This is a genomic window from Rhizobium sp. KDH_Rht_773_N (assembly GCF_052946295.1).
In genome coordinates, this window is record NZ_CM129525.1 from 2,209,358 (window position 1) to 2,227,239 (window position 17,882).

The following is a 17,882-nucleotide window of genomic DNA, read 5'->3' on the forward strand; positions in this document are numbered from 1 at the left end:
ATGCCCGTCCTGGAGAATGAAATGACGACGAAAAAACCTTTCGGCCTGCCGTCCGTGAAACTGATCGCAATCGCCGCCGTTGCAGGCGTTGTTGCCGGTGCGGCAGCGGTATACGTGAAGGAGACGGGCATTGGCAATGGCGTCGGTGATACGGCCTCGGCCGAATGCCCGCTGACAAAGGAGCGCGCCGCCAATCTGAGCCCGCTCATGAAGGGCCAGGTTGCCGCCATGGTTGCTGCCAGCCAGCCGAAGAAACTTCAGACCGTCGCCTTCAACGGTCCGGACGGCCAGCCGATGACGCTCGATCATTTTGCGGGCAAGACCGTGCTTCTCAATCTCTGGGCCACATGGTGCGTGCCCTGCCGCGAGGAGATGCCGGCGCTCAACGCATTGGAGAAGGAGATGGGCAGCGACAGGTTCCAGGTCGTGCCCGTCAATATCGATAGTGGCGACGACGAGAAGCCGAAAGCCTTCCTCAGCGAAATCGGGGTCGATGCCCTGCAGCTCTACCGAGACAATACGATCGGCGTCTTCAACAGCCTGAAGAAAGAGGGCCTTGCCTTCGGCCTTCCGGTGACGCTGCTGCTCGATGACAAGGGCTGCCTGATCTCGGCCATGAACGGCCCCGCCGCCTGGGACAGCGAAGACGCCAAGGCGCTGATCAAGGGTGCCGTAGGCTCTTGAGAGCGGCGGTCAGGAATCGCCGGCGCCGCGAATGAGGAAGATGCCTGCAAGCCCGATCAGGACGCAGCATTGCAGCACGAACATCGGCAATTCGCTCGACATGGGATTTTCCTTCCGTTGATCGCAAGGAAAGCATGTCGCGGACATTTGTTCCATTCGCCTTTTCAGGCGATCATCCCTCAGCGGGTCGGAACCGGGGTTTCGCCGCGATAATCGTAGAAGCCGCGGCCGGATTTGCGGCCGAGCCAGCCGGCTTCGACATATTTCACCAGCAGCGGGCAGGGGCGATACTTGCTGTCTGCAAGGCCGTCGTGCAGAACCTGCATGATCGACAGGCAGGTATCGAGGCCGATGAAATCTGCAAGCTGCAGCGGTCCCATCGGGTGGTTGGCGCCGAGCCTCATGGCCGTGTCGATGGCATCGACCGTGCCGACGCCTTCATAGAGCGTATAGATCGCTTCGTTGATCATCGGCAGCAGGATGCGGTTGACGATGAAGGCCGGGAAATCCTCGGCCACCGTCACCGTCTTTTCCAGCGATGCGACGAATTCCTTGGCGGCGGAGAAGGTCGTTTCCTCGGTGGCAATGCCGCGCACCAGTTCCACGAGTTTCATGACCGGCACCGGATTCATGAAATGGATGCCCATGAAGCGCTCGGCACGGTCGGTCGCAGCCGCCAGACGGGTGATCGACAGCGAGGACGTGTTGGTGGCAAGGATCGCTTCCGGTTTCAGAACCGGACAGACCTGCGCATAGATCTTGCGCTTGACGCTTTCATCCTCGGTCGCCGCTTCGATGACGAGGTCGGAGGGGGCGAGGTCGTTGATGTCAGCCGAACCGGTGATGCGCGAAAGCGCCGCGCTGCGCTCTGCATCGGTCATCTTGCCGTTCGTCACCTGCCGGGCAAAATTGCCGTTGATGGTGGCAAGGCCGGACTCGATGCGATCCTGCGACAGGTCGTAAATGTGAACCTTGTATCCTGCGGCGGCCGAAACATGCGCGATGCCACAGCCCATCTGGCCCGCACCGATGATACCAATATTCTTCAACACCGCGCTCATCTCCAACCCCCGCCCGGCATACGCCCCCGCGCTGCCGGTATTTTTATATGAAATTGCCGGACGAAAGATCGCCCGGCAAAAGTAGTAGACCGATAGAAGACAATTTTCCAGTCATTCGCAAGTGCGAAAAGAAGGCAATATGCCCGATCAGAGGGCTTTTTCGAGCTCCGGCAGCACGTCGAACAGATCGGCGACAAGTCCATAGTCGGCAATCTGGAATATCGGTGCTTCCTCGTCCTTGTTGATGGCGACGATGACCTTCGAATCCTTCATGCCGGCGAGATGCTGGATGGCGCCGGAGATGCCGCAGGCGATGTAGAGCTGCGGTGCGACGACCTTGCCGGTCTGGCCGACCTGCCAGTCGTTCGGGGCGTAACCGGCATCGACGGCGGCGCGGGAAGCGCCGACGGCAGCGCCGAGCTTGTCGGCGACCGGCAGAATGACTTCCTTGAACTTTTCGGCCGAGCCGAGCGCACGGCCGCCGGAAATGATGATCCTGGCGGAGGTCAGTTCCGGCCGTTCGGAGGCCGACAACGCGTCGGACACGAAGGTCGAAAGGCCGGGACTGGAGGTGGCGGCAACAGGCTCGACAGCGGCGGAGCCGCCCTCGGCAGCAGAGGCGAAGGAGGCGGTGCGTACGGTGATGACCTTCTTGGCGTCGGTTGCCTGCACCGTCTGGATGGCGTTGCCGGCGTAGATCGGGCGCTTGAAGGTGTCGGGCGAAACCACTTCGACGATTTCGGAGATCTGGGCGATATCGAGGAGGGCTGCGACGCGCGGCATGACGTTCTTGCCGGTCGATGTGGCGGCAGCGACGATCGTGTCATAGCTGCCGGCCAGCGAGACGATCAGGTCGGCCAGCGGTTCGGCAAGGTTGTTGGCGAGGTCGTCGCTTTCGGCGAGCAGCACCTTGGAAACGCCTGACAGTTTTGCAGCCGCGTCGGCGGCAGCCTTGGCACCCTTGCCGGCGACGAGAACGTGGATGTCGCCGCCGATCCCGGCGGCCGCCGTCAGGGCCTTGGCGGTCTGGTCGGAAAGGCTCGCATTGTCGTGGTCAGCCAGAAGAAGAATGGCCATATTCGTAATCCTTTCTCGAACCTTAGAGGACGCCGGCTTCGTTCTTGAGCTTGTCGACAAGCTCGGCGACCGATTTTACCTTGACGCCCGCCTTGCGGCCGGACGGCTCCTCCGTCTTCAAAACCTTGAGGCGCGGGGTGGTGGAAACGCCGAAATCGGCCGGGCTCTTCTTGTCGAGCGGCTTCTTCTTCGCCTTCATGATGTTAGGCAGCGTGGCGTAACGCGGCTCGTTCAGGCGCAGGTCGGTCGTCACGACGGCCGGAAGCTTGACCTTGATCGTCTGCAGGCCGCCGTCGATTTCGCGCGTGACGGTCGCGCTGTCGCCGTCGATCTCGACCTTGGAGGCGAAGGTTGCCTGCGCCGAGCCGAGAAGGGCTGCGAGCATCTGGCCGGTCTGGTTGGAATCATCGTCGATCGCCTGTTTGCCGACGATGATGAGACCCGGCTTTTCGGCATCGGCGACGCCCTTGAGGATCTTGGCGACGGCGAGCGGTTCGACCGCGTCGTCGGTCTCGACGAGGATGGCGCGATCGGCGCCCATGGCGAGCGCGGTGCGCAGCGTTTCCTCTGCCTTGGCCGGGCCGATCGAGACGACGACGACCTCTTCGGCCTTGCCGGCCTCCTTCAGGCGAAGGGCCTCCTCAACGGAAATCTCGTCGAACGGGTTCATCGACATCTTGACGTTGGCGAGGTCGACGCCCGATCCATCCGGCTTGACGCGGATCTTCACGTTGTAATCGACAACGCGCTTGACTGGGACGAGAATTTTCATGGGGTCCTTCCTTCGAACAGAGATGGGCCTTCAACAGAGACTTCTGGGAAAATGCGCGCTCGGGCGCCGCTCCGATTGTCGAATGGCGACATGGATACGCGTTTTTCCTCCAAATACAACGCTTGCCTGACGCTGCCGGTCGATTTGAATCGCAATATATTAACGTTTACGTTCACGTCAATATTAAAGCTTGTCCCGCCCCCAGGGCAGACGCGGCGGTGCGGGCATGCCCGAAGCGGTAACGCGGATGGGGATCGGCCGATCCTGGACGGCACGCGGCGTGACGATCTGCCGGTCGAAAAGCGGCACGCCAGGCCGGCGCAAAATGAAAACGAGCAGGGCACCCGCTATGATGCCGCCGACATGCGCGCCCCAGGAGACATTGCCGTTGGCATCGGCCAGCAGCATGAAAAATTGCTGACCGACCCAGAAGAGGAGCGGAATGAAAGCCGGCAGCGGCAGGGGCACGCGGAAGAAGACCAATACCCAGACGCGTACGCGCGGATGCAGCATGAGATAGGCGGCGACGACGCCGGAAATCGCACCCGACGCGCCGACGAGCGGCGCCTCCGACGCCGTCGACAGCAGGCCGTGGCAGAGGGCGCCGGCCGCAGCGCAGGCGAGGTAAAAGACGAGGAAGCGCAAATGCCCCATCGCATCCTCGACATTGTCGCCGAAGACCCAGAGGAAGATCATGTTGCCGGCAAGATGCCAGAAACCCGTATGAATGAAGGAATAGGTAATGTAGGTCGCCGCCTCCGGCACGATCTCCAGCCCCGGCGCCAGTTCGGCGTGGCCGAAGATGATAGCCGGGATATAACCGAGGCCGATGGTTGCGGCCTGGGCGACCTGCTCGCTTTCGACTGTGGTGAAGATCCAGGCGGCGATGTTTGCCGCCATCAGGCCAAGCGTGACCCACTGGACCTTGATATGCTTCAGCGTATTGGCATCGTGCAGCGGTATGAACATGAAGGCCTGCCCCCGGGCGATCGTGATGGCTGCGACCCTACCTGTTTTTTCCGGGAACCCAAAGCACATCCGCCGTGCCGCCGTCATTGGCGTGGCGGGCGGCGACGAACAGGAAGTCGGAGAGGCGGTTGACATATTTGAGCGCTGCGGCGCTGACCGCTTCTCCCTCGCTGCGGGCAAGGGCGACCATCAGCCGTTCGGCGCGGCGCGCAACCGTCCGGGCAAGGTGCAGATGGGCGGCGGCGGGGCTGCCCGCGGGCAGCACGAAGGATTTCAGCGGCGCCAGATCGGCATTCAGCCTGTCGATATCCTGCTCCAGCCTGTCAACCTGGCTTTCGACGATGCGCAGAGGCTCATAGGCCGGTGGCTCGTCTGTCTCCGGAGTGGCGAGGTCGGCGCCGAGGTCGAACAGGTCGTTCTGGATCAGCACCAGCATGGCGTCGAGTTGGTGCAGGCCCGCCGTGTGCAGTCTCGCAACGCCGATTGCCGAATTGGTTTCGTCGATCGTCCCGTAGGCTTCGACGCGCAGATCGTGTTTGACGCGGCGCGGGCCGGAAACCAGCGCCGTGGTGCCGTCGTCTCCGGTTCTGGTATAGATCTTGTTGAGCTTGACCATTGCCGGGTCTCGGATCAGCTCGGGCGTCCGCCGCCGGTCAGCCACAGCGTCAGCATGATCAGGACGACGGCGATCGCCTGCAGGAGCACGCGCAGCTGCATCAGCTTGTTGGAAAGGTTCGCATCGCCACCCTTCATCATGTTGAACAGGCCGCGGATCAGGACAAGGGCGACGAGGCCCATGACGATGATCGCGATGACGTAGGTGACCGTGGACATGGCAGTCTCTTTTCTCTTCAGTCCGTCCAGCGCATCAGGCGGTAGAAAAGGTCGGCCGGAAGCAGCCTCTTCAATATCATACCCTGTTTCGCCGGAGTCGTTACCGGATAATGTGGCTTCGGTTTTTTCGAGTTCAATGCATGCGTCAATACCGCATAGACCGCCTCGGGACCAAGCTTGTGCCTGTTGATCGGGCCTGAGCCTTCGAGACGGGCAAGCTGTCGACGGTATTCGATCGCGTACGGAGAGGTTTCAAGGTCGATATGCTCCCGGATCTTCGTCAAAGCGTTGGCCGTGAACCGGCTGGCGATTGGTCCAGGCTCGATCAGGCTCACGTGAATGCCGCTTCCCTGCAGTTCCATGCGCAAGGTGACGCTCAGGCCTTCCAAGGCGAATTTCGAGGCGGTGTAGGCGCCGCGATAGCGATAAGGCACAAGGCCGAGGATCGAGGAACATTGCACGATGCGGCCTTCACCGCGCCGGCGCATGAGGGGAATGACCTGCCGGGTGAGTTCATGCCAGCCGAAGACATTCGTCTCGAACTGGTCGCGCAGCGCCTGGGTGGGGAGATCCTCGACCGCGCCCGGCTGCCCGTAGGCGCCGTTGTTGAACAGCGCATCGATTCGTCCGCCGCTGCGTTCGGCCACTGTTTTCACCAGAGCCGAGATCGTCTCCGGCTGAGTATAGTCCATCAGCAGGGCTTCGATGCCGTCTGCTTCCAGCGGCGGCATATCCTCGGTCTTGCGGACTGTGGCGAAGACCCGCCAGCCATCCGCTCTCAAGGCGCGGGCGCAATAGGCGCCGATGCCGGAAGAGCATCCGGTGACGACGATGGTGCGCGACTCCGCCATTCAATGATTCCTGTACAAAGTAGGACTCGTTTCCCATATTCGCGGGAAGGATACAATTGGGAAGCCGAATGCAGAAAGTCCTGCGCACCCTCTATGATGTGGTCTACGACGCCATCTGCCACCTCATCGACGATGACGGTTTTGCCATGGCGAGCCACGTGGCACTCTCCAGCCTGCTTGCGGTCTTTCCCTTCCTGATCTTCGGCACGGCGCTTGCCAATTTTCTCGGCGCAGATCAATTTTCGAACTACGCGATCCATTTCATCTTCGACACCTGGCCGGCGGCTATCGCCAAGCCGCTTTCTGACCAGCTCGTCGAGGTTCTGACAATCCCGCGTGGCGGTCTTCTCACCATCTCGGTGCTTGCGGCGGCATACTTTGCTTCAAATGGCGTGGAAGCCCTGCGCATCTCGCTCAACCGCGCCTATCGCGTGCAGGAAACCAGGCCATGGTACCTGACGCGCCTTTTCAGTCTCGGCTACGTGCTTGTCGCGGTCATTATCGTCGCGGCCATCAGCATCCTGCTTGTTGCCGTCCCCGTCGGCCTCGATTACGCGCGCGACTGGCTGTTGCATACCGATACTCTCGAACTGCTTCCGGAAATCGTAAGGCAATGGCTGCCAACGGCGGTCGATACGCTCGAAATCGTCTTCGGCTGGCGAATCTACGGCACTCTGCTGCTTCTGACGCTCGGTCTGCTGGTTGTGCATCTATGGTTGCCCGCCGGCAAGCGCCGCGTCTTCGATGTTGTTCCCGGCGTTCTTCTCACCTTGCTGCTTTGGCTCGCGGGTGCCTTGATCTTTGCCTACTACCTCGCGACCTTCGCCAATTACACCGCCACCTATGCCGGTCTGGCATCCGTGATGATCGTGCTGATTTTCCTCTACATGGTGGGCGTCATTTTCATCGTCGGCGCAGAGATCAATGCGGCGCTGATGAAGTTTCGGGTGCTGCGCAATTTCTCGCGCACCTTTTCCGTGGTCGGCCGCGATCATGTTGCCAAATCAAAGCCCGACAAGTCAAAGCCCGACAAGACGGCGAATATCGGCAGCTGACAGGCCTCTTGCGCGCAGTTCCGCAAGGCCGGTGTCGCCCTGGCTCTTGGAGAGCTTGCGACCCTCTCCGTCCGCAATCAGGCGGTGATGGTGGTAGACGGGCTGCGGCAGGTCCAGCAGCGTCTGCAGCAGCCGGTGGACCGAGGTGGCGTGAAAGAGGTCGAGGCCACGCACGACATGGGTCACGCCCTGCAGCGCGTCGTCGATGACGACGGAGAGATGGTAGCTGGAGGGAGCATCCGAGCGCGAGAGAACGATATCGCCCCAGGCGGCCGGCTCGGCGAGGATGTCGCCCTTTCGTTCGTCGCCGGTTTCGGTCCAGAACAGCGGCTCGGCGAGCAGGTCCATCGCTCTATGCATGTCGAGGCGCCAGGCATGTTTCAGGCCGGAGGCCAGCAGGGCCTCGCGCTCTTCCTCGCTCCGGTCACGATCATCGGCCGGATAATGCGGCGTACCGTCGGGATCGCGCGGCCAGGGACCGTTCACGCGCTCGTAGGCCGCAACGCGGGTCTTGACCTCGCCACGTGTCAGGAACGACGGATAGACCAGCCTGCGTTCGATCAGAGAGCGGAGGGCGGCCTGGTATTCGGAAAAATGTTCGGACTGGCGGCGTACCGGCTGCTCCCATTCTATCCCGAGCCAAGTGAGATCGGCATAGATGCCGGTTTCGAATTCGGGTGTGCAGCGTGTCAGGTCGATGTCTTCAATGCGCAGCAGCAACCGGCCTTCCGCCGCTTTCGCCATGTCTTCGTTCAGGAAGGCCGACAGCGCGTGGCCGAGGTGCAGTGGCCCGTTGGGGCTCGGGGCGAAACGGAAGACGGGTTTTTGACGCGGAGTCGTGATCATGCTTTCTTCTGGCACGGATTTGAAGCGATCGCGAGGCAAGGTGCGGGTCATCAGCAATGAAAAGGATATTGAAGAGGGGCTTGCCGCTCTTCTCGTTCTCGATCCCCGGCTCGTGGCGATCGCCAGGGAGGCCGGCCCGGTCCCGCTGCGGCTGCGCGAGCCGGGGTTTGCGGGGCTTGCCCACATCATCGTTTCGCAAATGGTATCGCGCGCCAGCGCCGAGGCGATCTGGCGGCGGATGCAGCCCGAAAGCGGATTGCTGAGCGCGGAAACTTACATATTGCTTCACCCCGATGCCTGGCGCGAATTCGGGCTTTCGCGCGCCAAGGCCGACACGCTGACGCGGATTGCGCAGGCGGTGGCTTCCGGGCGAATCAATCTGCAGGCGCTGGCGCAAAAACCGCCTGCCGAAGCGCTCGCTGAGCTGACGACGCAGAAGGGAATCGGACCGTGGACGGCCGAGGTCTATCTGATGTTCTGCGGCGGCCATGTGGATGTGTTTCCGGCGGGCGACGTGGCGCTGCAGGCGGCGGTCGCTGCGGCATTCGGTCTCGCTGAACGCCCGCAAGCCAAAGCCCTTGCAGGGCTTGCGGAAATCTGGTCGCCCTGGCGCTCCGTGGCAGCCCGGCTTTTCTGGGCATATTACGCCGCAAAAATGCGTCGCGACGTGTTGCCGATCGGCTGACGGACGCCATCGGTCTATTCGCCTTTATCCCCTGAATTTATTGGACTTCACAATCCTGTAACAACCGGCCTAATATACAGGTGCAGATGCCGAATCGATCCAGGAGGGCTCCTTGACGATTGCAGTCTCACCACAGGCCCTGCCAGCGCTCGTCCTGAACGCTGACTATCGGCCGCTGAGTTATTACCCCTTGTCGCTCTGGTCCTGGCAGGACGCGATCAAGGCGGTATTTCTCGACCGTGTGAACATTATCGCGGAATATGAGCACGAGGTTTCCTCACCGAGCTTTTCGATGCGGCTGCCGAGTGTCGTGTGCCTCAAGACTTACGTTCAGCCGTCCCGCAATCCCGCCTTTACCCGCTTCAACGTCTTCCTGCGCGACAGGTTCGAGTGCCAGTATTGCGGCGCTCATGACGATCTGACTTTCGACCATGTCATCCCCCGTGCCCACGGCGGCGAGACGACCTGGGAGAATGTCGTGGCAGCCTGTTCGCCCTGCAACCTTCGCAAGGGCAGCAAGCTTCCGAAGCAGGCGGGCATGTTCCCGGCGCAGAAGCCGTACCAGCCGACCGTGCAGGATCTGCACAATAACGGCCGGCTCTTCCCGCCGAACTATCTGCACGACAGCTGGCTCGATTACCTCTACTGGGATACCGAGCTGCAGCCCTGATCGAAGCTCTTACGCAGTCTTCTTCACGCTCCAGAAGGCGAAGGCTGCGAGGATGAGGCTTGCGATCACATTCCAGCCCGCAAAGGACAGGCCGAGAACGCGCAGTGCTGCGTCCGTGCAGGACGGACCCTTGATCGAGTTCAGCTCGCCCAGGAGATCGCCAGCATTGGTGGTCATGCTGCTGGCGGTGGTCGAGCAGGTGGCCGGACCCGGCCAGAAGTGCCACTCGACGCCGGCGTGGTAGACGCCCATGCCGGCGCTGACGAGCATCAGGATGCCGACGGCGAGAATGATGGCGCGCGTCATCCAGTTCGGCAGGCCAACGAGCGCCGTGACTGCGCCGACGATCGCGATCGGGATGCCATAATAATAGGGCTGGCGCTGCAGCAGGCAGAGCGCGCAGGGAATATAGCCGCCGATATACTGGAAGCCGAGAGCCGTTCCGACGACTGCCGCCATCGCGATGGCAAGCAGCAACGGCAAGACGACGCCCGGGCGGGCAAACGGCGAGGTGGTGGCATTCATGGCGGAACTCCGCGAAGTTGGCTCAGTGGGCAAAATATCGGTAGGCGATGTATAGCACGATCACGGCCGCCGCGCCGATGCTGACGATCTGGCCGAGGCGCTTCTCGATGAAATGGCGGATCGGTTCGCCGTAGCGGCGCAACAGCCAGGCAAGGAAGAGAAAACGGGCGCCGCGGGCGACGATTGCCGAAACGATGAAAAGCGGCAGGCCGACATGGATGACGCCAGACAGGATGGTCACGACCTTGATCGGGGGCAGGTGGGCCAGACCCGAGGTGACGAGCAGCAGCAGGATCGTCTCGTAGGTGACGTAGGATTTCATCTGCTCGAACTGGTCGAGCTTTCCGTAGAATTCCAGGATCGGGCGCGCAATGGTTTCATAGGCGTAGTAGCCGAGCGCCCAACCGGCGATGCCGCCCAGTACCGAGGCGACGGTGGCGACGATCGCGTAGCGGTAGGAACGTTCGGGTCTGGCAAGTGACATCGGCAGGAAGAGCACGTCAGCGGGAACCAGAAAGACGGAGCTTTCGACGAAGGCGATGACGGCGAGCCAGACTTCGGCCGATTTCTTCGAGGCCAGAGACATGGTCCAGTCGTAAAGTCTGCGGAGCATCCGTTTCCTTTCTCTGTTGCGACGCACAAAGCATTAGGGGGCGATCATGACGCTGTAAATGCTCGGCCGCCGGCTTCCCGCTCTTCGCATTGAAAATTTTCGTGATCTGTCGCCGCTTGCCCTCCCAAGATTTAGCAGGATGGCAAGGCGGCCAATCTGCGGCAATTTATGGGAGGGTAGATACGCGATGGCATGTCATGCGACTGAAGGTCATAGAGGGCGGGCTCAGTACCGCCAGGGAACGGGACGGCGGAACGGAGAGCGGCTGGCCAAACCGTGAGGATGTCCGGCGCGAGGCCAAGCGGCGCCTTGGCGCCAGCGGCTATCACCGGTCGCGCGCCATGGAATATGCGGCAGGCGTGCCGATGCCGTCTTCGCTCAGATATCTTGCCATGCAGATCGAATTTGCCGCCGAGGCACTCTGCCGTCTCGATCGCATTCCGGCCGATTTCCATTCGGATCTCTACTGGCCGAAACTGGATGACGTCACAACAGGCTGACCGGGTTTGCGACGACTGTTCGATCTACGTGAACGACAGGCCCGACGCGGCGCCTTCATGACAGATCCATGGATTTTTCCCACTGCTGGCGCATGACGTTCATCTCCGTGCGTTTCTGCGCCATTTCGCTGACGATGGCGCGAAGGTTCGGGTGGCGCGACATGAACATGTTGAAGTCGCGCCGCTCCAGCACCTCGAACTGGCAGAAATCGACGGCGATGACATCGGCTGTGCGGCGTCCGCCACTGAGCAGCGCCATTTCGCCGAAGAAGGCACCAGGCTCTAGCCGTACCGCGCCGCTTGCCAGGCGCACCTCGACTGCGCCGGAGGAGATGAAATACATGCTGTCGCCGCGGTCGCCGCGGCGGATGACGCGCTCGCCGGGCGAGGCGAGTTTGGGGTTGAACAGCAGGAGCAGTTCCTCAAGCGCATCCTCGCCGACTTCGGAAAAAAGCGGGAAGGTCTCGACCAGCTGCTGGATGCGCAGATGGTGCTGGCGCGCGCGCTCCTCGCCGAGCGCCCTGATCTTTTCCAGCTCGCCTGCCAGAACGTTCTGGTTCTTCCGGCCGTAATTTTCGTAGACGCGCGGCCACGTCACCTTGATGTAGCGGTTCAGCTTCTCCGCCGCGAAGATGACGAGCGGGTTCAGCGTGATGGAAAGGATTGCGGCGGCGAGGATCAGATCCTGTCCTTCATGCGGCAGCAGCCCGAGCGAAACGCCGAGGCCGGCAAGGATGAAGGAGAATTCGCCGATCTGGGCGAGACCGCCGGCTGCCGTCAGGCCCATGCCGATCGGATAGCGCAGCAGCGTGACGATGCTAAAGGAAATGATCGCCTTTCCGAGGATGATCAGGGCCAGCGCGCCGATGATGTCGAGAGGCTGGCGCAAGATAATCGACGGGTCGAACAGCATGCCGACCGAGACGAAGAACAATACCGAGAAGGCATTCTGCAGCGGCAGGGAATCGGCCGCCGCGCGATGGCTGAGATGGGATTCGCTCATGACGACGCCGGCAAAGAAGGCGCCGAGCGCGAAGGAAACGCCGAAAATTGCCGCCGAGCCGAAGGCAATGCCGAGCGCGATGGCGAGCACGGCGAGGGTGAAGAGCTCGCGCGAGCCGGTGCGGGCAATCAGGGTCAGAAGCCAGGGCACGATGCGGGGGCCGAGGAAGATCGCCATGGCCGTGAAGGCTGCGACCTTCAGCAAGGTGAGGGCGATGGTGGCCGCAAGCGGCAGGTCGAGGCCATGCGAGGCGGCGTCGCTCGCATGGCCGCCCAGAAGCTCGGCAAGGGCCGGCAGCAGCACGAGCGCCAGAACCATGGCGAGATCCTCGACGATCAGCCAGCCGACGGCGACACGTCCGCCTGCGGTATTGACGAGGTTGCGCTCTTCCAGCGCTTTCAGGAGCACGACAGTGCTGGCGACCGAAAGGCTGAGGCCGAAGACGATGCCGGCGCCGAGGCTCCAGCCCCAGAGTTCGCCGAGGCCGACACCGAGCAGGGTGGCCAGCAGGATCTGGGCGATGGCGCCCGGCACGGCGATGCCGCGCACGGCCAAAAGGTCGGATGCGGAGAAGTGCAGGCCGACGCCGAACATCAGCAGGATCACGCCCATTTCGGCGAGCTGGCTCGCAAGCTCGGTGTCGGCGACAAAGCCCGGCGTGAACGGTCCCATGAGAATGCCGGCGAAGAGATAGCCGACCAGCGGCGGCAACCGCAGCCTGTCGGCGCAGTAGCCAAGAACCACCGCAAAGACGAAGCTTATGGCTACCGTCGCGATTAAACCCGCTTCCTGATGCATCAGCCCTCTCAAAATGCCTGGAGGCCGGCACTTTAGGATGAAGCGCCGCCAAATTTAAAGAGTTGATTTGAAAGGATCGGGCTTAAACCGCCGGCTTTTTTGGCGGAACCACTAGTCTCCTGTGTCGTTGCCCATACATCACAAGGAGAAGAGATATGCGAAAGATCATCATCAATTGTGCAATCGCTGCCCTCGCCCTGGGCTCGGCTGCCGTACCTGCAATGGCAGACAGCGTAACGGTGACGCGCGAGCGTTCCTATGACGGCTACGACCGTTACGACCATGACCGGGTGCGTCCCGGCATTACCATCAGCGATCGTGGCGTTACGTTTGGTGCGGTGCGCGAACGTGACCGCTGGCACGATCGGGACCGCGAGCGCTGCGTCACCCGGAGCGTGACCCGCCAGACCGACGAAGGCGCCGTCACAAAAACGGTCCGCCGTTGCAATTAAAGATCGGGCCGAAGGCCCGGCATTCCGCTGCGGACTTCGGTCTTGGCCGCCAAGGTTCATGCCCTCGCCCTTCGGGCGGGGGTGCAAGCTCAAATCCAATTATTTCAGGGATATTTGGTGCCCCATGCCGGGGTCGAACCAGCACTTCTTTCGAAACTCGATTTTGAGTCGAGCGCGTCTACCAATTCCGCCAATGGGGCAGCGAAATACGAGGCGGCTGTCTAACATGCGTTCGCCCGCGCGTGCAAGACGGCGGGCGAAGTTTCGCTCTTGCGAAAGCTGCCTTTAGTGGGCGACCGCTTCGCTCGGGCCGGTGAGGCCGGACTTCTTCAATGTGATGGCCAGGATCGACGCCAGCAGGCAGAAGGCGCCGGCGACGAAGAAGGCGGGCAGGTAGCTTTCCAGCGCCGTGCGGGACAGGCCGGCGCCATAGGCGGCGGTGGCGGCGCCAAGCTGGTGGCCGGCGAAGACCCAGCCGAAGACGAGACCGGCCTTTTCGCGGCCGAAGCGGTCGGCGGCGATCTTGACGGTCGGCGGCACGGTGGCGATCCAGTCGAGGCCGTAGAAGACGGCAAAGATCGAGAGGCCATAGAAAGAGAAATCGCTGAACGGCAGGAAGAGCAGCGAGAGACCGCGCAGACCATAATACCAGAAGAGCAGCCAGCGATTGTCGAAGCGGTCGGAGAGCCAGCCGGAGCCGATCGTGCCGAAGAAATCGAAAATACCCATGACGGCAAGAACGCTGGCAGCTGCGAGCGGCATGATGCCGAAATCGCCGCAGAGCGTGACGAAATGCGTCTGGATGAGACCGTTGGTGCTGAGCCCGCAGATGAAGAAGGTGGCAAACAGGATCCAGAAGGTCGACGTCGTTGAAATTTCGCGGAGAACCGTGATCGGCGTTGCGAGCGCTGCGCCGAGCGTGCCGCGGGAAGGGGCCGGCGTCACCTGGGTTTCGCCGACCGAGGGCAGGTTCACGTCCGAGGGGCGGTCACGCATGAAGAGCAGCACCATAAGGGCCGCGGCCATGATCATGGCGCAGACGAAGAAGACAGTGGCGCGCCAGCCGTAGCGCTCGGTCAGCTCTGCCATCAGCGGCAGGAAGACGAGCTGGCCGGTTGCCGAACTTGCCGAGAGCATGCCGACGACGAGACCGCGATGCTTGACGAACCAGCGTGTGGACACCGTGGCTGCCAGCACCATGGCCGTCAGGCCGGTGCCGAAGCCGACGACGATGCCCCAGAGCGCCAGGAGATGCCAGAGCTTGGTCATGAAGAGCGAGCCGACGAAGCCCGCGCCGATCAGGGCCAACGCAAAGACGATGACCTTGCGGACGCCGAAATAGTTCATGAAGGCGGCCGCAAAGGGTCCCATCAGGCCGAAGAGGATCAGGCGAATGGCGAGCGCGGAGGAAATCTGGGAGGTTTCCCAGCCGAATTCGTCCTGCAACGGTTTGATAAGCACGCCCGGCGCGCCCATGGCGCCGGCAGTTACCAGCATGGTCAGGAAGGTGGCGGCGACGACGACCCATCCGTAGTGGATGTTTCGCCGGGCAAGGGATGATGCAAGGACTGCAGAGACCATGGGCAAATTCCGTTTGAGACGTGGGGACCATACAGGACCGTTTTACATGACGGCCATCATATTTGTTGCGTATTGATGATGGACATCATATAATTTGTCAAGCGACCATTTCCGGAGACGAAAAATGCGGGTCAGCCGCGAGAAATTTGCAGAAAACCGCGAAAAGATCCTGACGGCGGCCAGTGTGCTTTTTCGCGAAAACGGGTTCGACGGTGTCGGCGTGGCCGATATCATGAAGGCCGCAGGCCTTACGCATGGCGGCTTTTACGGCCATTTCGAATCGAAGGACGATCTTGCGCTCGAGGTCAGCCGCAAGCTGATCGAGCGTGTGGAAGAGCGCTGGCGCGAATTGATCGCCGGTGCGCCGGGCCGGCCTCTTCAGGCGCTTCTCGATCATTACATCCATTGGCGTACCGTCGACGATCCGGGGAGAAGCTGCGTCTTCGCCTCGCTTATCCAGGAAGTCAGCCGCAGCGAAGGTGCGGTTCGGGCGACCTTCAGCGAGGGGTTGTCGACGCTGGTCGATGTGCTGGAGGAGGTTGTACCGGGTGCGACGCAAGAAGAACGTCGCGCCAATGCGACGACGACGCTTTCATCGATGATGGGCGCCGTCATTCTTGCCCGGGCGGTCGAGGATCGGGCGCTCGCCGAGCAGTTTCTCGTCACGATGCGCCGCAAGCTCGACCCGGCGCAGCAATCCTGAAGCACTCTCGCGCAATTGCCTGAATGGCTTTAATCGCGGAAGGCGATCAGGGCATGACCTTCGACAATTTCGGTAAAAGTGCCGTCCGGTGACAAGGCGGCGAGTTCGCTGCGGAATGCCGCTTCGAATTCTTCCGTCCTGTCGCCCAGCGCCTGTGGAGACGTGAGCGACATGGAGAAGGCGCGGCCGACAATATCCTCCGTCCCGATGAGCCGTTCGTTGACGATGCCGATGCGTTCGAGATCGCGGAAGGGGGAGCGCAGCAGGACCGTTTCATGCGGGCCGAATTCCGGCGCACGACGCAGCTGGCGCTCGGCGCTTTTTTCCGGCGAATAGGTCTGCGAGAGCTGCTGCAGCGCATCGCGCCAATCCGGTGTCGCGGCAATATGCCTGTCGGAGAAGAGAACGACAGCGCCGCCCGGAGCGATGATCTCGTCGAGTGCCGCAAGCGTTGCCGGGCGATCCATCCAGTGGAAGGAGCGGCCCATGACGGCAAGCTTCAACGGCGCCAGATCCGGACCGAGATCGTAGGAGGAACCCTGGACGAGGCTGATGCTGACGCCGGCTGCGGCCGCATTCTCGCGGGCGGCATCCAGCATTTCCGGCTCGGGATCGATTCCGGTGACGTCAGCGCCGGCCAGACGCGCGAAGGCGACGGCGAGCGGTCCCGGTCCGCAGCCGAGATCGAGCACACGGTCGCCGGACCTCAGCCCGGTTCGTTCGGTAACACGTTCGATCAGCCTGTCCGGATAAGGGATACGGTAGCGACTATAATAGGCAGCGGTGGTGCGGAAGCGACGAGCTTCGAAGGGAACGATGGTCATGCGGATGGCCCTCTGTTTGCCGCAAGCGCTAAGGCCTAAGTGTGACCGGCTCGTGATGGTTTTTCGGCTTGTGTTCGGGACGCCTCGAAGGAGGTCACGTTTTCGGCCACCCAGCGCCAGAGCGGCGCGATGTGCTTCAACAGGCCGCGACCGGCGGAGGCAATTCATATCCACCGATATTGGCACTTCCGGGCAGGGCATGCGCAGCGCCTGCCCGTCATCGAAGCGGAATGTGCCTCCCTCCGGCGATGCGGAGGGAGGGGCGACGCACGGGTTTATTTGAAGCCGGCGACGTTGTGCGGGATGTATGGGGCTTCGAGCGCCGCGATATCCTCGGCGCTCAGCTTTACCGTCAGCGCACCGACGGCATCCGTCAGATGCTGCGGCTTGGACGCGCCGATGATCGGGGCGGTGACGGCGCTCTTCTGCAGGATCCAGGCGGTTGCGATCTGGGCGCGCGAGACCCCGTGAGCCCTGGCGATCTCGGCGACCTTCTCGACGATCTTGCGGTCGGCATCTTCGGCCTGCTTGTAGAGCGTCTTGCCGAATTCGTCGGTCTCGCTGCGATTGGTCTTCTCGTCCCAGTCGCGGGTCAGGCGGCCGCGGGCAAGCGGGCTCCAGGGGATGACAGCGATCTTCTGGTCCTCGCAGAGCGGCAGCATTTCCCGCTCTTCCTCGCGGTAGAGCAGGTTGAGGTGATCCTGCATGCTGACGAATTCCGTCCAGCCATGGAGGCGGGAGGTGTAGAGCGCCTTGGCGAATTGCCAGGAATACATGGAAGAGGCGCCGATATAGCGAGCCTTGCCCGCCTTGACCACGTCATGGAGGGCTTCCAGCGTTTCCTCGATCGGCGTCGTGTAGTCCCAGCGGTGGATCTGGTAGAGATCGACATAGTCGGTGCCGAGACGGCGCAGGCTGTTGTCGATCTCGTCGAAGATTGCCTTGCGCGACAGGCCGGCGCCGTTCGGGCCGGGGCGCATGCGGTTGAACACCTTGGTGGCGAGCACGATGTCCTCGCGTTTGGCGAAATCCTTGATGGCGCGGCCGACGATTTCCTCCGACGACCCGTTGGAGTAGGTGTTGGCCGTATCCAGGAAATTGATGCCGAGATCGATCGCCTGCTTGAGCAGGGCGCGGCTTTCCTCTTCCGGCAGGCTCCAGGCGTGATTTCCGCGGTTCGGATCGCCATAGGTCATGCAGCCGAGGCAGATCTTCGAGACTTCGAGACCGGTCTTCCCGAGTTTCACATATTCCATGAAAGTGCTCCGTGATGAATTTCAGCGACTCCCCAGGCGCATGCGCATGATGTAGCGCAGAAATCGCCGAAGTCTCAGCAAGCCTAGCGGAGAATGTGTTCTGCAGTTAGCGCAATAATACGT

The 17,882-nt window shown here is 61.9% G+C and carries 21 protein-coding genes and 1 tRNA gene; 7 read left to right on the forward strand and 15 right to left on the reverse strand.

Annotated elements, in window-relative coordinates; translation table 11 throughout:
* Positions 1 to 21: 21 nt before the first annotated feature.
* Positions 22 to 684, forward strand: coding sequence for a thiol:disulfide interchange protein TlpA (gene tlpA / locus ACU8HS_RS11055; protein ID WP_112705829.1), 663 nt, complete (start codon positions 22 to 24; stop codon positions 682 to 684).
* 179 nt (positions 685 to 863) lie between these two features.
* On the opposite strand, the gene ACU8HS_RS11060 is transcribed toward tlpA, so the two are convergent.
* The 7 genes from ACU8HS_RS11060 to ACU8HS_RS11090 form a co-directional block, all read right to left on the reverse strand.
* Positions 864 to 1,745 (reverse strand): 3-hydroxybutyryl-CoA dehydrogenase, encoded by an 882-nt coding sequence (locus tag ACU8HS_RS11060; protein ID WP_112571741.1) that lies wholly within the window; start codon positions 1,743 to 1,745, stop codon positions 864 to 866.
* Between the two features lie 147 nt (positions 1,746 to 1,892).
* Positions 1,893 to 2,822, reverse strand: a complete 930-nt coding sequence (locus ACU8HS_RS11065; protein ID WP_112705830.1) for an electron transfer flavoprotein subunit alpha/FixB family protein — start codon at positions 2,820 to 2,822, stop codon at positions 1,893 to 1,895.
* Between the two features lie 22 nt (positions 2,823 to 2,844).
* A complete protein-coding gene (locus ACU8HS_RS11070; RefSeq protein WP_112571737.1) occupies positions 2,845 to 3,594 on the reverse strand; it encodes an electron transfer flavoprotein subunit beta/FixA family protein in 750 nt (249 codons plus the stop codon).
* A gap of 183 nt (positions 3,595 to 3,777) precedes the next feature.
* On the reverse strand, positions 3,778 to 4,563 hold the full coding sequence (locus tag ACU8HS_RS11075; RefSeq protein ID WP_112705832.1) for a rhomboid family intramembrane serine protease: 786 nt from the start codon (positions 4,561 to 4,563) through the stop codon (positions 3,778 to 3,780).
* Positions 4,564 to 4,600: 37 nt separating this feature from the next.
* Positions 4,601 to 5,179 (reverse strand): cob(I)yrinic acid a,c-diamide adenosyltransferase, encoded by a 579-nt coding sequence (locus tag ACU8HS_RS11080; RefSeq protein ID WP_112756616.1) that lies wholly within the window; start codon positions 5,177 to 5,179, stop codon positions 4,601 to 4,603.
* Between the two features lie 14 nt (positions 5,180 to 5,193).
* Positions 5,194 to 5,397, reverse strand: coding sequence for a twin transmembrane helix small protein (locus tag ACU8HS_RS11085; RefSeq protein ID WP_112571731.1), 204 nt, complete (start codon positions 5,395 to 5,397; stop codon positions 5,194 to 5,196).
* Between the two features lie 17 nt (positions 5,398 to 5,414).
* Positions 5,415 to 6,248, reverse strand: a complete 834-nt coding sequence (locus tag ACU8HS_RS11090) for an SDR family oxidoreductase (protein WP_113412733.1) — start codon at positions 6,246 to 6,248, stop codon at positions 5,415 to 5,417.
* 68 nt (positions 6,249 to 6,316) lie between these two features.
* Between ACU8HS_RS11090 and ACU8HS_RS11095 the strand changes: the two genes are divergently transcribed.
* Complete coding sequence (locus tag ACU8HS_RS11095; RefSeq protein ID WP_112571728.1) at positions 6,317 to 7,303, forward strand: YihY/virulence factor BrkB family protein; 987 nt, start codon at positions 6,317 to 6,319, stop codon at positions 7,301 to 7,303.
* Here ACU8HS_RS11095 and gluQRS read toward each other — a convergent pair.
* Positions 7,268 to 8,149, reverse strand: a complete 882-nt coding sequence (gluQRS, locus tag ACU8HS_RS11100; protein WP_112705836.1) for a tRNA glutamyl-Q(34) synthetase GluQRS — start codon at positions 8,147 to 8,149, stop codon at positions 7,268 to 7,270. The genes ACU8HS_RS11095 and gluQRS overlap by 36 nt on opposite strands.
* On the opposite strand from gluQRS, the gene ACU8HS_RS11105 reads away from it, so the two are divergent.
* Entirely contained in the window at positions 8,148 to 8,834 is a 687-nt protein-coding gene (locus ACU8HS_RS11105) for a DNA-3-methyladenine glycosylase family protein (protein ID WP_113412734.1), read from the forward strand. The genes gluQRS and ACU8HS_RS11105 overlap by 2 nt on opposite strands.
* A 112-nt stretch (positions 8,835 to 8,946) precedes the next feature.
* A complete protein-coding gene (locus ACU8HS_RS11110) occupies positions 8,947 to 9,504 on the forward strand; it encodes an HNH endonuclease (RefSeq protein ID WP_112571722.1) in 558 nt (185 codons plus the stop codon).
* 9 nt (positions 9,505 to 9,513) lie between these two features.
* On the opposite strand, the gene ACU8HS_RS11115 is transcribed toward ACU8HS_RS11110, so the two are convergent.
* Both ACU8HS_RS11115 and ACU8HS_RS11120 read right to left on the reverse strand, forming a co-directional pair.
* Complete coding sequence (locus ACU8HS_RS11115; protein ID WP_113412735.1) at positions 9,514 to 10,029, reverse strand: disulfide bond formation protein B; 516 nt, start codon at positions 10,027 to 10,029, stop codon at positions 9,514 to 9,516.
* 22 nt (positions 10,030 to 10,051) lie between these two features.
* Complete coding sequence (locus ACU8HS_RS11120; RefSeq protein ID WP_112705839.1) at positions 10,052 to 10,642, reverse strand: YqaA family protein; 591 nt, start codon at positions 10,640 to 10,642, stop codon at positions 10,052 to 10,054.
* 197 nt (positions 10,643 to 10,839) lie between these two features.
* Between ACU8HS_RS11120 and ACU8HS_RS11125 the strand changes: the two genes are divergently transcribed.
* The gene (locus ACU8HS_RS11125) at positions 10,840 to 11,142 is read left to right on the forward strand and encodes a hypothetical protein (RefSeq protein WP_113412736.1); all 303 of its coding nucleotides are present in this window, start codon (positions 10,840 to 10,842) and stop codon (positions 11,140 to 11,142) included.
* Between the two features lie 55 nt (positions 11,143 to 11,197).
* Here the strand turns inward: ACU8HS_RS11125 and ACU8HS_RS11130 are convergent, their stop codons facing one another.
* Complete coding sequence (locus tag ACU8HS_RS11130) at positions 11,198 to 12,943, reverse strand: cation:proton antiporter domain-containing protein (protein ID WP_113412737.1); 1,746 nt, start codon at positions 12,941 to 12,943, stop codon at positions 11,198 to 11,200.
* Between the two features lie 155 nt (positions 12,944 to 13,098).
* Between ACU8HS_RS11130 and ACU8HS_RS11135 the strand changes: the two genes are divergently transcribed.
* On the forward strand, positions 13,099 to 13,395 hold the full coding sequence (locus ACU8HS_RS11135; RefSeq protein WP_112571712.1) for a hypothetical protein: 297 nt from the start codon (positions 13,099 to 13,101) through the stop codon (positions 13,393 to 13,395).
* Positions 13,396 to 13,510: 115 nt separating this feature from the next.
* On the opposite strand, the gene ACU8HS_RS11140 is transcribed toward ACU8HS_RS11135, so the two are convergent.
* Positions 13,511 to 13,595, reverse strand: a tRNA-Leu gene (locus tag ACU8HS_RS11140).
* An 85-nt stretch (positions 13,596 to 13,680) separates the two neighbouring features.
* Positions 13,681 to 14,976, reverse strand: a complete 1,296-nt coding sequence (locus ACU8HS_RS11145; RefSeq protein WP_113412738.1) for an MFS transporter — start codon at positions 14,974 to 14,976, stop codon at positions 13,681 to 13,683.
* Between the two features lie 124 nt (positions 14,977 to 15,100).
* Between ACU8HS_RS11145 and ACU8HS_RS11150 the strand changes: the two genes are divergently transcribed.
* Positions 15,101 to 15,679, forward strand: coding sequence for a TetR/AcrR family transcriptional regulator (locus ACU8HS_RS11150; protein WP_112705841.1), 579 nt, complete (start codon positions 15,101 to 15,103; stop codon positions 15,677 to 15,679).
* A 29-nt stretch (positions 15,680 to 15,708) separates the two neighbouring features.
* Here the strand turns inward: ACU8HS_RS11150 and ACU8HS_RS11155 are convergent, their stop codons facing one another.
* Both ACU8HS_RS11155 and ACU8HS_RS11160 read right to left on the reverse strand, forming a co-directional pair.
* A complete protein-coding gene (locus tag ACU8HS_RS11155; RefSeq protein WP_447014430.1) occupies positions 15,709 to 16,503 on the reverse strand; it encodes a class I SAM-dependent methyltransferase in 795 nt (264 codons plus the stop codon).
* Between the two features lie 275 nt (positions 16,504 to 16,778).
* Complete coding sequence (locus ACU8HS_RS11160) at positions 16,779 to 17,759, reverse strand: aldo/keto reductase (RefSeq protein WP_112705843.1); 981 nt, start codon at positions 17,757 to 17,759, stop codon at positions 16,779 to 16,781.
* Between the last annotated feature and the right edge of the window lie 123 nt (positions 17,760 to 17,882).

Coding starts and splice junctions, on each gene's coding strand:
- ACU8HS_RS11070 (WP_112571737.1), bottom strand. CDS start 3,594: ATGAAAATTCTCGTCCCAGTCAAGCGCGTTGTCGATTACAACGTGAAG.
- ACU8HS_RS11065 (WP_112705830.1), bottom strand. CDS start 2,822: ATGGCCATTCTTCTTCTGGCTGACCACGACAATGCGAGCCTTTCCGAC.
- ACU8HS_RS11135 (WP_112571712.1), top strand. CDS start 13,099: ATGCGAAAGATCATCATCAATTGTGCAATCGCTGCCCTCGCCCTGGGC.
- ACU8HS_RS11120 (WP_112705839.1), bottom strand. CDS start 10,642: ATGCTCCGCAGACTTTACGACTGGACCATGTCTCTGGCCTCGAAGAAA.
- ACU8HS_RS11085 (WP_112571731.1), bottom strand. CDS start 5,397: ATGTCCACGGTCACCTACGTCATCGCGATCATCGTCATGGGCCTCGTC.
- tlpA (WP_112705829.1), top strand. CDS start 22: ATGACGACGAAAAAACCTTTCGGCCTGCCGTCCGTGAAACTGATCGCA.
- ACU8HS_RS11145 (WP_113412738.1), bottom strand. CDS start 14,976: ATGGTCTCTGCAGTCCTTGCATCATCCCTTGCCCGGCGAAACATCCAC.
- ACU8HS_RS11160 (WP_112705843.1), bottom strand. CDS start 17,759: ATGGAATATGTGAAACTCGGGAAGACCGGTCTCGAAGTCTCGAAGATC.
- ACU8HS_RS11155 (WP_447014430.1), bottom strand. CDS start 16,503: ATGACCATCGTTCCCTTCGAAGCTCGTCGCTTCCGCACCACCGCTGCC.
- ACU8HS_RS11060 (WP_112571741.1), bottom strand. CDS start 1,745: ATGAGCGCGGTGTTGAAGAATATTGGTATCATCGGTGCGGGCCAGATG.
- ACU8HS_RS11115 (WP_113412735.1), bottom strand. CDS start 10,029: ATGAATGCCACCACCTCGCCGTTTGCCCGCCCGGGCGTCGTCTTGCCG.
- ACU8HS_RS11095 (WP_112571728.1), top strand. CDS start 6,317: ATGCAGAAAGTCCTGCGCACCCTCTATGATGTGGTCTACGACGCCATC.
- ACU8HS_RS11105 (WP_113412734.1), top strand. CDS start 8,148: ATGCTTTCTTCTGGCACGGATTTGAAGCGATCGCGAGGCAAGGTGCGG.
- ACU8HS_RS11090 (WP_113412733.1), bottom strand. CDS start 6,248: ATGGCGGAGTCGCGCACCATCGTCGTCACCGGATGCTCTTCCGGCATC.
- gluQRS (WP_112705836.1), bottom strand. CDS start 8,149: ATGATCACGACTCCGCGTCAAAAACCCGTCTTCCGTTTCGCCCCGAGC.
- ACU8HS_RS11125 (WP_113412736.1), top strand. CDS start 10,840: ATGCGACTGAAGGTCATAGAGGGCGGGCTCAGTACCGCCAGGGAACGG.
- ACU8HS_RS11150 (WP_112705841.1), top strand. CDS start 15,101: ATGCGGGTCAGCCGCGAGAAATTTGCAGAAAACCGCGAAAAGATCCTG.
- ACU8HS_RS11075 (WP_112705832.1), bottom strand. CDS start 4,563: ATGTTCATACCGCTGCACGATGCCAATACGCTGAAGCATATCAAGGTC.
- ACU8HS_RS11130 (WP_113412737.1), bottom strand. CDS start 12,943: ATGCATCAGGAAGCGGGTTTAATCGCGACGGTAGCCATAAGCTTCGTC.
- ACU8HS_RS11080 (WP_112756616.1), bottom strand. CDS start 5,179: ATGGTCAAGCTCAACAAGATCTATACCAGAACCGGAGACGACGGCACC.